This is a genomic window from Acinetobacter sp. YH16031, from assembly GCF_013417335.1.
In the GTDB taxonomy this organism is placed as follows: Bacteria; Pseudomonadota; Gammaproteobacteria; order Pseudomonadales; family Moraxellaceae; genus Acinetobacter.
Genome location: NZ_VPED01000011.1, coordinates 69848 through 84954, shown reverse-complemented (window position 1 = coordinate 84954; position 15107 = coordinate 69848). Strand labels below are relative to the sequence as shown.

Sequence of the window (15107 nt, the reverse complement as noted above, 5' to 3'; positions counted from 1 at the left end):
AATTAAGGAAGATGGTGAAGGAATGAACAAAGTTTACCCTTTGTTGGCATTTGCATTCTTTGCAAATGGGGTATATGCACATGATCAAGTGAATAATACGACAAACAGAACTGAGGATCGTGAGCCTAAAGCATTTAATGTTGGGGTCGGTTTTACCCAGAAACTTATCCATCTAAACACTGAATGGGTGAATCCTTATGGGATTGCTTATGTGAAAGGTGGTGCTTTTCTCAACGATGATCGTACAGTTGGAGCACAAGTTGGCTTTCGTTATCCTGCACACCTCACCGGCAAGGACAAAAATGGTTATTATGTAGGGGCTTATGCCGGTCATATCGATAGCAAACAGGTTGATGGCAAATACGAAAGCCGTTTAGGTGGGGGCATTGATCTGGCGTATGTTTTGCTTAGTTCAGAACGGATCAGCAGTTTTAGTATCGGTATTGGGGCGGGGGAGAAATTACAGGACAGTAATGGTCGCGTTGTAGCCGAAACTGAACCCAGACTACAATTCTCCTATACTTTAAGTATCGGTTTATAGACAAAATATTCAACTTTATTAATACCTGTATTCTGTGAACAAAAAATTAAATATGGAATTTATGCATGCTTGAGTACGTCAATGAATTGTGGCAAGCCTTCTTGAATCGCCCAGATTTTTGGGCAGTGCTCAGCATTATCCCGGTGACCGCATTCGTAACATGGGCTCACGTGTGGATGGCGCTAAAAATGGTGTTTTATCCAATTAATTTTTGGGGTTTTCATGTCGGGCCTGTTCCTGTTGGCTGGCAAGGTATTGTGCCGCGTAAAGCTGGAAGAATCTCAGGAATTATCACGGATAATACCTTGTCTAAATTGGGTTCTATCCAAGAGTTCTTGCAGGCAATGGATCCGGATGATATGGCACGTATTATCGGGGAACAGGTCGGTTTTGAACTGGAACATCTGATTGATGAAGTCATGATGGACCGAAATGCGGTGTTATGGGAAAACTTGCCTTATTCAATCAAGCGCCGTATTTATGCCCAAGCCCATAAACAGCTGCCACAGGTATTAAAAGAATTGGTGACTGAACTGACCATGAACGTCGAGTCACTAGTGGATATGCGCGACATGGTGGTCAGTCAAATGGAAGGCGATCGCCGTTTAATGGTGCGCATGTTCCTGAAAGTTGGCCAAAAAGAAATCAACTTTATCTGGCATATCAGTGCCCTGATCGGGATGTTCTTTGGCCTGTTCCAGATGGTGGTCTGGTTTGTGGTGCCATGGCATTGGACCGTACCGTTCTGGGCGGCTATCTGGGGCTTCCTGACTAACTGGATTGCGATCTGGATGGTGTTTAATCCGGTAGAACCGCATTATATTAAATACCCGCAATTCTTTAAGCGTACAGCCGATCATAGATTCCCTTGGATCAAGCCGGTGATTCCAAGAATTGGCACCTATAACATACAAGGCGCATTTATGAAACGTCAGGAGGAAGTTTCTGACGTATTTGCAAGTGTGGTCACAGAAGATCTGATTACGCTAAAATCGATCATGACAGAAATGATGTATGGTGGTAAAAAAGATAAAACCCGCCGTATTGTCAAACGTCATATTAACGAAATTATGGAAACACCGCTGGTTCGGACCTCTTTACAGTTGTCTTTAGGACCAAAAGAGTATGCAAAACTCAAGACAGACTTGATCGATCGCTCGATTGAAATTACGATGGTGCCTGTAAGCGACCCTGCGTTTAATGCGAGCCGTGCACAGAAGATCTACCAAATGTTTAGAGACCGCATACGTGATTTGACGCCTAACGAGTTTCAGAATCTATTACGTCCTGCTTTTCAGGAAGATGAATGGATCTTGATTGTCCTGGGGGGAGTTACCGGTTTTGTTGCGGGTTTAATCCATTTGTTTGTGGCTTTCTTATAATTAGATGCCAAAGAGCAGCACACGTTTTGGTCGTGTGAAGCTGGGTATCTTATACATAGTTAAAAAATGAGGATGTTTATATATGCGCATTATCTTACTCGGACCACCTGGAGCAGGTAAAGGTACACAAGCTCAGTTGATCTGTAAGCGCTACAATATCCCACAAATTTCAACCGGTGATATGCTCCGTGCTGCAATTCGTGAAGGAACTGAATTAGGTCTACAAGCTAAAAGCGTCATGGACAATGGCGGTTTGGTTTCTGATGAATTGATCATTGGTCTGGTCAAAGAGCGTATTGCACAACCTGACTGTGCAAATGGCTGCATCTTTGATGGTTTCCCACGTACGATTCCTCAAGCTGAAGCGCTGGAAAAAGAAGGCATTGCAATTGATCATGTAATTGAAATTGATGTGCCGGATGAAGAAATCGTTCAACGTCTATCTGGTCGTCGTCAACACCCGGCGTCTGGTCGCGTTTATCACATCGTTTACAACCCGCCAAAAGTGGAAGGTAAAGATGATGAAACTGGTGAAGATCTGGTACAACGTCCAGATGACCAGGAAGAAACTATTCGTCGCCGTTTAGGTTCATACCACACTGAAACTGAACAGCTGGTTGGCTTCTATCAAGGCCGTGCAGCTTCAGGCGAAAATGCACCGACTTATGACAAGTTAAATGGTCTACGTCCAATCGAAGAAGTTCAAAAAGAGCTTTTCGCGATTCTGGATCAAGCAAAATAATCGGTTTCCGATCATTTTGACTTTTAAAGAGCCCTAAGTCATATTAGGGCTCTTTTTATTGCGTTGTTCAAAAGGATCTGCTGTGAAATTTGCTGTATTGGGATTGATGATTGTATTTCTGGCAGTACTGTTTGCGCTGTTCTATGTCAGCTTCAAGATGCTAAAAAAAGTACGTCAGGAAGAACGTGCTGAAAATGCAGCTAAAGTTCCTGAGCGTCAGCTGCATCCTAAATTACAGGCAGAGCTTGAACAAAAGCGCAAGCAAGAACAGTCTGAGCAAAATAAAAAATAAAAACTTTTCGAGTACTTAAATTAAAAAAGCTGAACCTAGCGTTCAGCTTCAATATTTTTTACCGGAATAGCGCTACCTGCGCCAAATTCAAAACGGTCTGGCCAGTTACAGACATCGGCGACCACACATTCATGACACTTCGGTTTACGTGCGATGCAGCAATAGCGACCATGTAAAATCAACCAGTGATGTGAATCAATAATAAATTCTTTTGGAATCACTTTGACCAGACGATGCTCGACCTCAAGCACGTTTTTACCCACCGCCAAACCGGTACGGTTACCCACACGAAAGATATGCGTATCCACAGCCATGGTCGGTTGACCAAAGGCGGTATTCAGCACCACATTCGCCGTTTTGCGTCCTACACCCGGTAAAGCTTCCAGATCTGCACGATTGTCCGGTACTACGCTGTTATGCTTCTTGATGAGCATTTCACAGGCTTTAATGACGTTCACAGCTTTGGAGTTATACAGACCAATCGTTTTGATATATTCCTTCAGCCCATCCACACCGAGTGCATAAATTGCTTCCGGTGTATTGGCGACCGGAAACAGTTTATCGGTGGCTTTATTCACGCTTACATCCGTAGCCTGGGCAGACAGGGTCACCGCAACCAGTAATTCAAATGGGCTGGAATAGTTCAGTTCAGTTTTCGGATTCGGACGCTGTTCACGCAGGCGCTCAAAGAAAGTCTGAATCTGTTTTTTAGTCATGTTTTTTACAGGCTTAGCTGTTACTGTTGTCATGATCTTATCCCTGTAAAGCCTGTAATTGCTGCGTCAGTTCTTCAAGTTGCAGACGTTTGCGTGCATCCTCACGAACAGAAAGCTGTTTTTCTAACTTTTTGATTTGTGTGCGTAATTTGGCAAGCTCAATCGTGGTTTTGGCATCAAGTGTAACCACTTCATCTGCTGGTTTTTTCACGATTTCAATGACAGGAACCTGATCGACCTGAGCAGAGAACTGGGCAAATAGGGCAGTATTAATCTCGGCACGAACGACAGGGCCCTTACGGTCAATGCGACGTTTTTCTTCGCGTTGAATATGCGCATAGTAACGTTTACGCAAGTCATCCTGTTCAGCAATACGCTGAGCTTCAGTTGGCAAAGGCTGAAGATCTTCGACCAGATCAATACAGTCTACCGGGCAAGGCGAAATGCAGAGTTCACAGCCGGTACACAAGTCAGTGAGCACGGTATGCATCAATTTACCTGAGCCAATGATCGCATCGACCGGACAGGCACTGATGCATTTGGTACAACCAATACATTCATCTTCACGAATGATGGTTTTCATGCGCTGAGGACGACCATCCGTCTGAATGGGCCAGACACTTTCTTCAGCGGGCAGTTTAGAACGATTTAACAATGTTGCCAGAGCATCAGCGACGGGCTGTCCACCCGGTACACATTTATTGGCATCTTCGCCCTCAGCAATGGATTGAGCATAGGGCAAGCAGCCATCACGATGACCACATAAACCGCACTGGGTTTGGGGCAATAAAGCATCAATAGACTGGACTAGAGAGATCTGCGAATTCATGAATAACCTAGGCTGCTCGGGCTGAGCCTTAGAGTGAATGAAACAAAATATGTCAATTTAACAATTTTAACATGTTTTTAAGGAACTAAGTTATGCACGATTAAAGGTCACTTTGTGCATTATTATCAGGCATAAATTAACAATTAAGCATTGATTCAATTGGCATTTAAGCACACAGAAAAAATATTCATAATCAATATAAATAATTGTTATCAAATTAAATTTAAACTATTTTTCAAAAAAGTATTGTAGATTAGTTACAAAAGATATTTAATATTTTGCGCCAAAATTTAACATTGATTGTAAATTTGACCAATTTTGATCCATTTTCTGCTGAGGATTAAGCGTTGAAATACAACACACTTAATGAGTTCCTAGATTACGTAAAATCACGTGATGCACATCAACCCGAATTTCTTCAAGCTGTAGAAGAAGTGATGACCAGTTTGTGGCCATTCATTGAAAAGAATCCACAATACGCAGCACATGGTTTACTAGAACGTCTAGTTGAACCTGAGCGTGCGATCCAGTTCCGTGTTGCTTGGGTAGATGACCAAGGTCAAACACAGGTTAACCGTGCGTTCCGCGTACAGTACAACTCAGCGATTGGTCCATTCAAAGGTGGTATGCGTTTCCACCCGTCAGTGAACCTTTCTATTTTGAAATTCCTCGGTTTCGAGCAAACTTTCAAAAATGCCCTGACTACATTGCCTATGGGTGGTGGTAAAGGCGGTTCTGATTTTGACCCTAAAGGCAAATCAGAAGGCGAAATCATGCGTTTCTGCCAAGCGTTAATCATCGAGCTTTATCGTCATCTTGGTTCTAATACAGATATCCCAGCGGGTGATATCGGTGTGGGTGGCCGTGAAGTTGGCTACATGGCTGGTATGATGAAAAAACTCAGCAATGACACTTCATGTGTATTCACTGGTAAGGGCCTGACTTTCGGTGGTTCTCTGGCTCGTCCAGAAGCAACTGGTTACGGTACAGTGTATTTCGCTGAAGAGATGCTGAAAACTCGTGGCGAAAGCTTCAAAGATAAAGTGGTAACTATCTCTGGTTCTGGTAACGTTGCGCAGTACGCTGCTGAAAAAGCAATGTTCCTGGGTGCTAAAGTTGTTTCTCTATCTGACTCTGCAGGTACTGTTTACGTTAAAGACGGTTTCACTGAAGAACTTCTTGCTGAAGTAATGGAACTGAAAAACGTTAAACGTGGCCGTATCTCTGAATTTGCATCTAAACACGGTTTTGAATACCTTGAAGGTCAACGTCCTTGGGGTATCAAATGTGATATCGCGCTTCCATGTGCGACTCAAAACGAACTTGATGCGAATGATGCAGCAGCGCTTCTTGCAAACGGCGTAATTTGTGTTGCTGAAGGCGCGAACATGCCTTCTACACTTGAAGCAGTTGAGAAATTCGTTGAAGCGAAAATCCTTTATGCTCCAGGTAAAGCATCTAACGCCGGTGGTGTAGCAACTTCTGGTCTTGAAATGTCTCAAAACGCATTGCGTTTAGGCTGGACTTTCGAAGAAGTTGACGAACGTCTGCATGCGATCATGAAAGAAATTCACCGCAACTGTGTGAAATACGGTACTAAAGAAGACGGTACTGTAAACTATGTAGACGGCGCAAACATCGCTGGCTTCGTAAAAGTTGCTGATGCAATGCTTTCTCAAGGCGTATTCTAAGTCTGACTTAGTTTAAGCTTAAAAAAAACCGAGGTGAATGCCTCGGTTTTTTTATGTTCAGATTTTATCTTTAAAGAGTGCCTTTGACTGTTTCACGCTCTACAGCCATGTCGAATATATAGGCATATTTAGACTGGTCAGCTGCCGGATTTTTGATTTCATAACGTTTTACCCGAATAATCTGACGCTCATTCGGTGTATGCTGAAAACCTTCAATCTGATCGTAAAATAAAGTCCAGTCTTTATCTACTTGAGTCTTTAAACCTTTTTCATCATATTTGATTTCTTTCACCTGTAAGCAGGTTTGCTGAGCTACACCCGTACAGGCTTTAGTCTGTGGCGAAACTTCCAGGAAAATGGTTTCTGCCTGACCTTGGTATTTGGTTTCCGGTGTCATTTTTCCGGTAAAGACATATTTTTGACCATCAGCTGTAGTAATACTCAGTTTTGGCTGATTGGCATCACTTAGATCCAGACTAAACGGAATATCACGCTTTTGCAGAAGCTGGCTGATAAAACGTTCCTGTTCCATTAATGGTGCATCACACGCCATCATGGTACCCATCATGTCACCAGTACTCAGGGTATTATCTTTAACAGTCCAGCTCGTGCCAAGGCCATTACAGCCAGAAGCTACACTCAGTCTGCCTTGCTGATCAAAGCTCAGAACAATCGGGCGTTGCAGCCCACGATCAAGTTCCCAGGTATAAGCGGGCAAAATTTGTGTAGGCGTTTTTAATGTGGTGGATAGAGTAGAAATAGCCGGATCTCCTGAAGTGGCAGGAAGATGTGAAGATTGACATGCAGTTAAAGCCAAAGGGAGCAGGGCAAGCGCAAAAATACTGAATTTCATTGGTTTATATTCTATGTGCTAAAGTTTCAACGTGATTATAATCAAGAGATTAACAAAAAATATGGATACAAATCGTAGCTTTTGCTAACAAAATGTATCCAAATTAAAAAGTCAGATTTTAAATAAGCGGAGCTATCGGTTAGTCAAAACGGTAAATATCCATTCCCAAAGCGCCCATCGTAAAGCTGCTATGCACGATACTGAAACGGTTTCCGGTGCCCATAGCAAAGAATAGCGGGGCAAAGTGTTCCAGCGTTGGGTGATTACGTTTTAACTGAGGAATAGACTGCCAGTCCAGAACGGCATCAAAATCGCTATGGGTTAATTTATTGGCCACATAGTTGCGGAAGGTCGATGCCCATTCCGGAACTTCATCGCTATTTCCCTGCCAGGACAATTCACGTAAATTATGGGTAATACTGCCTGACCCGATCAGGAAAACCTGCTGATCACGAAGTGGCGCCAAGGTCTGGCCAATCTTGTAAATCTCTTCTGCACTCATCGACATTGGTAAAGAAATTTCAACTACCGGGATGTCTGCTTCTGGATACATATGTAAGAGCGGCATCCAGACGCCATGATCACGTGGACGGGTGCTGTTGGCATGTGCAGAGAACCCGGCATTGGCCAATAAGCCCAAGACTTGCTCAGCCAGCTCTGGATTGCCGGGAGCAGGGTAGCGTAACTCATATAACTCAGGTGGAAAGCCACGGAAGTCATGCCAGGTTTCAGGACGAATACCTGTATTGACTTCCAGAGCTTCACTTTCCCAATGTGCCGACATAACAATAATGGCAGTTGGACGTGGCAGATTCAGGCTTAAACGGTGCAATGCCGGGCCAACCTGCTCAGGATTGAGCGCGAGCATAGGGGAACCATGAGAAATAAATAAGCCGGGCAAAGTCTGTAAGTTCATAAGTCAAACCACATTAATTCAATGTTTTAATCATGCAATAAAAAGAGAAGCAAAGGCAGGGGGGATTGTTCAACAAAACGTTGCATAATCAGAACGCATCAACAGATCAGCCTGCACGGTGATAAGGATGATTATGGTTGATGCTCATGGCGCGATACAGTTGTTCAATCAGCATTACACGGACTAGCGGATGTGGCAAGGTGAGTTTAGACAGGGACCAATGCCAGGCTGCTGCTTTTCGGACTGCTTCAGAATGGCCATCTGGCCCACCAATCGCCAAGGCAATATCATGACCTTCCAGCATCCAGCCTTTCATGGTTTCAGCCAGTTTTTCCGTACTTAACTCACGGCCACCGACTTCTAGTGCAATCAGGACTTCATTCTGTTTTAAGGCATTTAAAATACTGTCACCTTCAATATTTCGGTATTTCAGAATATCGGCTTCAGAATCGTTTTTGCCCCGTTTTGCCATTGGCAATTCAACCACCTGAGTCTGTACAAAAGGCTGAATACGTTTGAAATAGTCTTCAAAGCCTGTCAGCACCCAAGCCGGCATTTTCTGGCCAATGGTTAAGATACGGATTTTCATAGAACTGGATCAATAATTAGATACTTCATTATAACGATCAAACAACACGAAGTTGAGCTAGGGAAACAAATTGAAATTGAAATCATGAATTTAATGTTGCTTTAATATCCATGATTCAAGTATCCGCTTGATAATAAAGGAATGGATAATAAGAAATGCGGACCAGTCTCATTATTAAAAGATATTGCACTTTTCTACTAATTATTCTCGGTTTAACCAGTTCAGGCGTGAGCTTTGCTGCACCTGCAAATTTTTCCTCTAAACAGGCGCAGCCAGAACATCTGGAATTGTTTATCAAACAGATTATCAGTGTGGACGAATACCGGAATTTTAAAAATACCAGTGAATTAAACCGGGTCTCAGCATGGCTCAAAGAACAGATGCGTCTGCTTGGTATTCCATGTCAGTTCCAAAACTATATTGTAAATAGCCTAAGCTATAGAAATGTGGTATGTCAGCTGAATGCCAAAGCCAAAACCAAACTGGTTATTGGCGCGCATTATGATGTTTTTAGTGATCTGTATGGAGCAGATAACAATGCTTCCGGTGTGGCAGGGGTACTGGAAACAGCTCGATTACTGGCCTTACAAAAGTCAAAACTCAAACATAATATCGAGTTTGCTTTCTATACACTGGAGGAGCCACCCTATTTCAAGACTGAACATATGGGAAGCTATCTACATGCCAAAGCTTTAAAGACCCAGAAACAAAAAGTGAAAGGTGTCATTATTCTGGATTCTATTGGCTATTATGATGAAAATCTGGTGCAGACCTATCCGACAGGTTTGAAATGGATCTATCCACGGCATGGCAACTTCATTGCTGCGATTGGACATTTGGCATCGGCCGGTTTGACAGGAGATTACTGTTCGTCCATGCAACGTTTCAAGCGGCTAGACTGTCAGCGTTTTATTAGTCCGGCATTTGCTCAGGACATGAATTTTTCTGGCTATCTGAATTATGCCAAGTTTAACTATTCAACTATACTGATTACAGACACAGCGCATTATCGTAATCCTTACTACCATACCGAGCAGGATACCTTAGATAAACTGAATCTGACCAAGATGGCTCAGGTCGTGAATGGTTTGGTCGATATGGTGATTCGCCTTTAAAATTATCCCCGCCTAAATACAAAAACACCCTGCCAGAGCAGGGTGTTTTTCAAAGCCTTTAGGTCTTAATGACGTGCAGCTTTAGCTTCTTCACTTGCTTTCACAATTGGTGGTTTCACCAGTGCTTTCGGCATATCGATCAAAGCTAAAGGTAAAATCTCATCAATCGATTTCACAGCTTTGATTTCTAGGCCTTCTTTTACATTCTCAGGAATTTCCGCAAGGTCGCGAACGTTTTCCTGTGGAATGAACACCAGTTTGATGCCACCACGGTGCGCAGCAAGCAGTTTCTCTTTCAGACCACCGATACGCATTGCACGGCCACTTAAGCTGGTTTCACCTGTCATCGCAATATCTGGACGAATCGCAATACCGGTGAATGCAGATACCAGAGCAGTCGTCAGTGCCAAACCTGCAGATGGACCATCTTTCGGAGTCGCACCTTCTGGTAAATGCACGTGCACATCAGTTTCTTCAAAGCGAGACGCTTCGATACCTAACTCAGCCGCACGGGTACGAACGACAGTCATGGCAGCGGTAATCGATTCTTTCATTACATCACCAAGTGAACCGGTGGTAATGAATTTACCTTTACCAGGTACTGCTACAACTTCAATAGTCAGTAACTCACCACCCACTGAAGTCCAAGCTAGGCCGTTTACGCGGCCGATTTGAGCTTCTTCTTCCGCCATGCCGTAGTCAAATTTATGTGGACCCAAGTAGTCTGGAAGGTTACCCGCATTCACTTCAACCTGAAGATTTTTTGCTTTCTTGCTAACTGCTTCTTTCACTACCTTACGTGCAATTTTAGATACTTCACGTTCAAGGTTACGAACACCGGCTTCACGAGTATAACGACGCACAATGTCACGAATCGCTTCTTCATGCACAGTCAACTCTTTAGCACGTAAACCATTGTTCTTAATTGCTTTAGGAACAAGGTAACGGTCAGCAATATTAACTTTCTCTTCTTCAGTATAACCAGGCAGACGAATCACTTCCATACGGTCCAAGAGGGCCTCAGGAATATTCATGCTGTTGGCAGTACAGATGAACATCACTTCTGACAGGTCAAGATCCAGATCAAGATAGTGATCGTTGAACTTGTTGTTCTGTGATGGATCAAGTACTTCAAGCATCGCAGAAGCTGGATCACCACGGTAGTCTTGAGCCATCTTGTCGATCTCATCGAGCAAGAACAGCGGGTTTTTCACGCCAACTTTGGTCAATGACTGCACGATCTTACCTGGCATCGCACCAATGTAGGTACGACGGTGACCACGGATTTCAGCTTCATCACGTACACCACCGAGGGCCATACGGACAAACTCACGACCAGTCGCTTTGGCAATCGATTCACCCAAGGAAGTTTTACCTACACCTGGAGGACCAACCAGACACAGGATTGGACCGCGAAGTTTTTTTACGCGAGACTGAACCGCCAGATATTCCACAATACGGTCTTTGACATCGTCCAGACCATAGTGATCGGCATCCAGGATTTCCTTAGCTTTGTTCAGGTTAATGCTAACTTTGCTGGCTTTGTTCCATGGCGTATCTAGAATCACTTCTAGATAGTTGCGAACTACCGCAGCTTCGCTAGAGGCTGGTTGCATTGCTTTGAGTTTACGGAACTCAGATTCCGCTTTTTTACGCACATGCTCAGGCAGATCAGCTTCAGCCAGACGTTTTTCGATTTCCGCAACGTCATCTTCCGCACCGCCATTCATATCGGAAAGCTCGCGCTGAATGACTTTCATTTTTTCATTCAGGAAGTATTCACGCTGGTTTTTTTCCATCTGGCGTTTAACAGAGTCATGCAAAGTCTGTTCGATCTGCTGTTCTTCAGACTGTTGCAATAAATAAGTCATCAACTCAGTTAAATGTGCATCGAACTCGTCGTATTCCAGGAATTTCTGTTTCACTTCGATATTCAAAGGAACACGGGTCGCTACGAAGAATAACAGTTGCAACAAGTCTTCGATTTTATTCGCAGCTGCAATCAGCTCACGAGCATTACGAAGTTTTGCTTCAGCATACTGAGCGAACAGGGCACGCAGCTCCTGCAAGCGCGTAGCTTGAGTTGTTTCATCGACTGATACAGTCATTGGACTAAGTTCATGCTCAGCAGTCAAATACTCATTTTCATCAATGATGGTTTTGAGCTTGGCACGATACAGTCCTTCAATCAGGACTTTAATACAGTTTTCATCATTTTCGTGATTCACAACTTGCACAATCTTCGCGACAGTACCGTATTGATATAAGTTGTCGTGATCAATTTCTTCTGTAAGCGAATCTTTTTGCGCAACTACAAATACTAGATTGTCACTGTTACGAGCCACATCAACTGCATTGATCGATTTTTCACGACCGACAAATAGCGCAATTTGCATGTGTGGGTACACCACCACATCACGTAGCGCCAAAAGTGGTAATACACTTGGAACCTGAGGCTCTAAGGTTTCTTGATTCATAATAATTTCAGACATGGGCACTCCTAATGAGTGACAACGGTGTTGCCATGTTTTTAATAGTGATGGGTAATTTAAAAATTACAAGGGCTATAGCGACTAAATTGTATAAAAAATGACTAATTATGTGATTTTAAAATACTTATGTATTTGGAAATACATTGTTTAACGCTTAAAACGTTGTAAAAGTGTAGGCGTAAGCAGGGCATCTAGAGGCTGGTCCCAAACTTCTCGGGTTAAAGGCTGTGGTATCAGCTGAAAGTCATGTGCTAACCCCAGACGAAAAGGACGGTGCGGTGCTGTTGCCAGCGTACGATCATAATAGCCACCACCCATACCAATTCGGGTGCCATATTGATCACAAGCTAATAGTGGCATAACTAAAAGATCTAGTTTTGAGACATGCAGACCACGTGTAGCCATGGGTTCACGCATTCCCAACCGATGATGAGCAAAACGCTGGGAACGATATTGATTCTGGCTGATTTCTACCCAAGTGAGTTGCTGGTTCATATTGCAAATATTGGGGAGATAAACCCGTTTATGGTGCTTAAAGCAGTATTCAATCAGTGCCTGAGTCCGAACCTCACCGAAAGCATCCAGATAAACCCCCACAGATTTGCTTGCATGAAATTCTGGCAAAGTCTGAATCATATTTAAGATACGTTGTTGAGTCTGTTTCTGGGTAAATCGAGAGAGTTGACGGCGCTGTTTACGTAGCTGTTTGCGAAGTTCGGAAAGATTCATCGTCGTCATAAATATGGTCTTCAGGAATTTAGGGCATTGGCTTAATAAAATGCCATAACTTAAATAGAGGGTAACAACATAACGAGTATTATAGGCATCTGTATGAATTTTTAATTGAATTTTAAAAATAATGAAACATTTATGATGAGTTAATCGATCTATGTTTAGACTAGTCAATTTTTTAAAAGACGAAAAAAGGTACGAGTATAGGACGCTAAACCAGGAAAAATGCAATAAATTTAAGAATTAGAAAAGAAGATAAATGATGAAATATTTTGAGAAAAATAGAAGCACTCCGAGGATGCCGCTGCATGTCATTACCCTTGAACCCTAAAGTTCAAGGTGGACGAGACGCATACTTGCTGGGTTTCCCATACCGGATGGGCATACACTCTAAATATGCAGAACTCAATCCTAAGATTTAAATATCGGCTCAGGGGAATCTGACCCGCTGGCGAACATCTCAGAGTTAGACTAAGTATAAACGATAATGTTGATGTGGCAACTCTATGCTGTTCGTGAACTGTAAACAGTTTAGTCGAACGACCGAAGTTTAAACAAAAAACTCGATTATTCAGTTAGTTCTTCAACTTCTTCTAAAATAGTTTGTAACAAACGTTCGCAGTGTGCATATTGTTGCAGGGATTTATTCATCGTCAATACTTCCTGCATCAGTTCCAGTGCCACCATAATGATCAGTTTACTTGGTTCCATACGAGGTGCTTTACGGCGAAATTCATCGTATTTTTCATTGAGTAATTGCGCTGCACGCTGTAGTTCATCCTGCTGATCCGCAGTGGAGGCCAGACGGAAACTGTGACCCAATACCTTTAAGTCGATTGCGATTTGTTCACTCATGATGAAGTTTCCTCAGTCACTTCAGTAGGATGGGCCAATTGTTGAATTTCCTGTGCATTTTGGTCTTGGGCCGTTCCCAAAATCGCCAGACGTTGAATAATGGCTTCAACTTTAGCTTTGGCATTTTCATTTTTCTGGGTAAGACGTTCAGATTCCTGATTCAGGCGCTGAATTTCCTGCTGGGCATGACGCTGTTCCAGCAATAACTTTTCTTTCAGCACGCGCAATTCATTACGTTCAGCCAGAATTTCCTGAAAACGGTTCTTTAGATCAGTACAACTTTTTTCCAGACGGCTATAACGATCTGCTAATGCTGTAGCATCCTGGTTTAAATGCTGAAACTGGTTACGTGATTCAGTCAGTTGCTGATTGAGGTTCTGGATTTCTTGTTGTTTTTGCGCAATAAAGCTATTTTTTTGTTCAATTTGAGTTTCATGTTGCACGCTTGAAGCCTCTTGCTTCTCACGTAAACTGGTATTCTCACTTTCAAGTTGTGCAAGTCGCGTTTTTAAAACGCCAATATGCACTTGGAGACGCTGTAATTCTTCTAACATATCGAGGTCGCACAGTGTTGCAAACAAAGGTAATATATAAAGCAGTATAGAGATTGGATAAACGAATGCAAGACGATATTTCAGGTTGGTCAGAATGGTACCGCAATTTTTCTTCAATTGAAGAAATTTCTAGCCCAAGCGAACTGCATGGTTTACTTACTGGAATTGTCTGTGTTACTCAGGCACCTTCAAGTGATGAATGGGTACAGATTCTAGAAACGCTAGATGTCCCTGAACTGAATCCTGAAGCATTAGAATTGTTAACGGGTGAGGCAGAAGACATATTTCATGCGCTGTCTGAAGATGAACTGGATTATCTGCCATTACTACCAGATGATGAGCATAGCTTGGCTGAACGCGTTCAGGCTCTGGCCGACTGGTGTGCAGGCGTAGTGCTTGGTTTCGGTCTGGCCTCAGGTCATATCCGCAATGATGAAATGGAACTGATTGAACATTTACAAGATGTTGCAGCAGTTGAGTTTGAAGATTCTGATAACGATGCCGAAGGCGAAGAAAGCTATCAGGAGCTGTATGAGTTTGTTCGTCTGATTCCGGTAAGCCTGTCCGTTGGCCGCAAGAAAGTAGAGGTTGAAGAAACACCTTTATTGCAGAAATTCACGCAAAAAGCACCAGCTCCAGCTTCTGCAACTGAAGCGCAATCTGTAGTTGAAATTTTCTCACCGAAACGTCCGAGTTAAGTTCAAGCGGTTCTAGACACAAATTAAAAACGGTTCTGAAACCGGCATATTTTTTGCTGAGTCTTCTCATGAAGATGATAGTAAATTGATCTGACCCGTTTTCAGAACCA

The 15107-nt window shown here is 43.0% G+C and carries 16 protein-coding genes and 1 other RNA gene; 7 read left to right on the top strand and 10 right to left on the bottom strand.

Annotation, left to right across the window (positions count from 1 at the left end; translation table 11 throughout):
• The first annotated feature begins 22 nt into the window (after nt 1-22).
• The 4 genes from FTV31_RS07365 (at nt 23) to FTV31_RS07350 (ending at nt 2957) form a co-directional block, all read left to right on the top strand.
• On the top strand, nt 23-541 hold the full coding sequence (locus FTV31_RS07365; protein ID WP_034703685.1) for a hypothetical protein: 519 nt from the start codon (nt 23-25) through the stop codon (nt 539-541).
• Between the two features lie 65 nt (nt 542-606).
• Nucleotides 607-1923 carry a membrane protein gene (locus tag FTV31_RS07360; RefSeq protein WP_034170491.1) on the top strand — a complete coding sequence of 439 codons (1317 nt, stop codon included), beginning with the start codon at nt 607-609 and terminating at the stop codon, nt 1921-1923.
• A gap of 82 nt (nt 1924-2005) precedes the next feature.
• Entirely contained in the window at nt 2006-2665 is a 660-nt protein-coding gene (gene adk, locus FTV31_RS07355; protein WP_180013961.1) for an adenylate kinase, read from the top strand.
• Nucleotides 2666-2747: 82 nt separating this feature from the next.
• Entirely contained in the window at nt 2748-2957 is a 210-nt protein-coding gene (locus FTV31_RS07350; protein WP_180013959.1) for a hypothetical protein, read from the top strand.
• A gap of 35 nt (nt 2958-2992) precedes the next feature.
• On the opposite strand, the gene nth is transcribed toward FTV31_RS07350, so the two are convergent.
• Both nth and FTV31_RS07340 read right to left on the bottom strand, forming a co-directional pair.
• Nucleotides 2993-3706 carry an endonuclease III gene (gene nth / locus FTV31_RS07345; protein WP_180013957.1) on the bottom strand — a complete coding sequence of 238 codons (714 nt, stop codon included), beginning with the start codon at nt 3704-3706 and terminating at the stop codon, nt 2993-2995.
• A gap of 4 nt (nt 3707-3710) precedes the next feature.
• Nucleotides 3711-4502 (bottom strand): RnfABCDGE type electron transport complex subunit B, encoded by a 792-nt coding sequence (locus tag FTV31_RS07340; RefSeq protein WP_180013955.1) that lies wholly within the window; start codon nt 4500-4502, stop codon nt 3711-3713.
• Nucleotides 4503-4849: 347 nt separating this feature from the next.
• On the opposite strand from FTV31_RS07340, the gene gdhA reads away from it, so the two are divergent.
• Nucleotides 4850-6193: an NADP-specific glutamate dehydrogenase gene (gene gdhA / locus FTV31_RS07335; protein ID WP_159123333.1), complete on the top strand. Its 1344-nt coding sequence runs from the start codon at nt 4850-4852 to the stop codon at nt 6191-6193.
• A 70-nt stretch (nt 6194-6263) separates the two neighbouring features.
• Here gdhA and FTV31_RS07330 read toward each other — a convergent pair whose 3' ends face one another.
• From FTV31_RS07330 to rlmH, 3 genes are all read right to left on the bottom strand, one after another.
• Entirely contained in the window at nt 6264-7046 is a 783-nt protein-coding gene (locus FTV31_RS07330; protein WP_125278710.1) for an META and DUF4377 domain-containing protein, read from the bottom strand.
• A 139-nt stretch (nt 7047-7185) separates the two neighbouring features.
• Nucleotides 7186-7962 (bottom strand): dioxygenase, encoded by a 777-nt coding sequence (locus FTV31_RS07325; RefSeq protein ID WP_159123334.1) that lies wholly within the window; start codon nt 7960-7962, stop codon nt 7186-7188.
• Nucleotides 7963-8068: 106 nt separating this feature from the next.
• The gene (gene rlmH, locus FTV31_RS07320; RefSeq protein ID WP_180013953.1) at nt 8069-8551 is read right to left on the bottom strand and encodes a 23S rRNA (pseudouridine(1915)-N(3))-methyltransferase RlmH; all 483 of its coding nucleotides are present in this window, start codon (nt 8549-8551) and stop codon (nt 8069-8071) included.
• A gap of 155 nt (nt 8552-8706) precedes the next feature.
• Between rlmH and FTV31_RS07315 the strand changes: the two genes are divergently transcribed.
• On the top strand, nt 8707-9666 hold the full coding sequence (locus FTV31_RS07315) for a M28 family peptidase (protein ID WP_180013951.1): 960 nt from the start codon (nt 8707-8709) through the stop codon (nt 9664-9666).
• 65 nt (nt 9667-9731) lie between these two features.
• Here the strand turns inward: FTV31_RS07315 and lon are convergent, their stop codons facing one another.
• The 5 genes from lon to FTV31_RS07290 all read right to left on the bottom strand — a co-directional run bounded on the left by lon (nt 9732) and on the right by FTV31_RS07290 (nt 14299).
• A complete protein-coding gene (lon, locus tag FTV31_RS07310) occupies nt 9732-12158 on the bottom strand; it encodes an endopeptidase La (protein WP_180013949.1) in 2427 nt (808 codons plus the stop codon).
• Between the two features lie 147 nt (nt 12159-12305).
• On the bottom strand, nt 12306-12887 hold the full coding sequence (locus FTV31_RS07305) for a 5-formyltetrahydrofolate cyclo-ligase (RefSeq protein ID WP_180013982.1): 582 nt from the start codon (nt 12885-12887) through the stop codon (nt 12306-12308).
• Between the two features lie 288 nt (nt 12888-13175).
• Nucleotides 13176-13360, bottom strand: a non-coding RNA gene (gene ssrS, locus FTV31_RS07300) — 6S RNA.
• Between the two features lie 97 nt (nt 13361-13457).
• Nucleotides 13458-13745 carry a cell division protein ZapA gene (locus FTV31_RS07295; RefSeq protein ID WP_005234746.1) on the bottom strand — a complete coding sequence of 96 codons (288 nt, stop codon included), beginning with the start codon at nt 13743-13745 and terminating at the stop codon, nt 13458-13460.
• On the bottom strand, nt 13742-14299 hold the full coding sequence (locus tag FTV31_RS07290; RefSeq protein WP_180013947.1) for a hypothetical protein: 558 nt from the start codon (nt 14297-14299) through the stop codon (nt 13742-13744). The genes FTV31_RS07295 and FTV31_RS07290 overlap by 4 nt, the downstream gene beginning before the upstream one ends.
• A gap of 65 nt (nt 14300-14364) precedes the next feature.
• On the opposite strand from FTV31_RS07290, the gene FTV31_RS07285 reads away from it, so the two are divergent.
• Entirely contained in the window at nt 14365-14997 is a 633-nt protein-coding gene (locus FTV31_RS07285; protein WP_180013945.1) for a UPF0149 family protein, read from the top strand.
• Nucleotides 14998-15107: the final 110 nt, after the last annotated feature.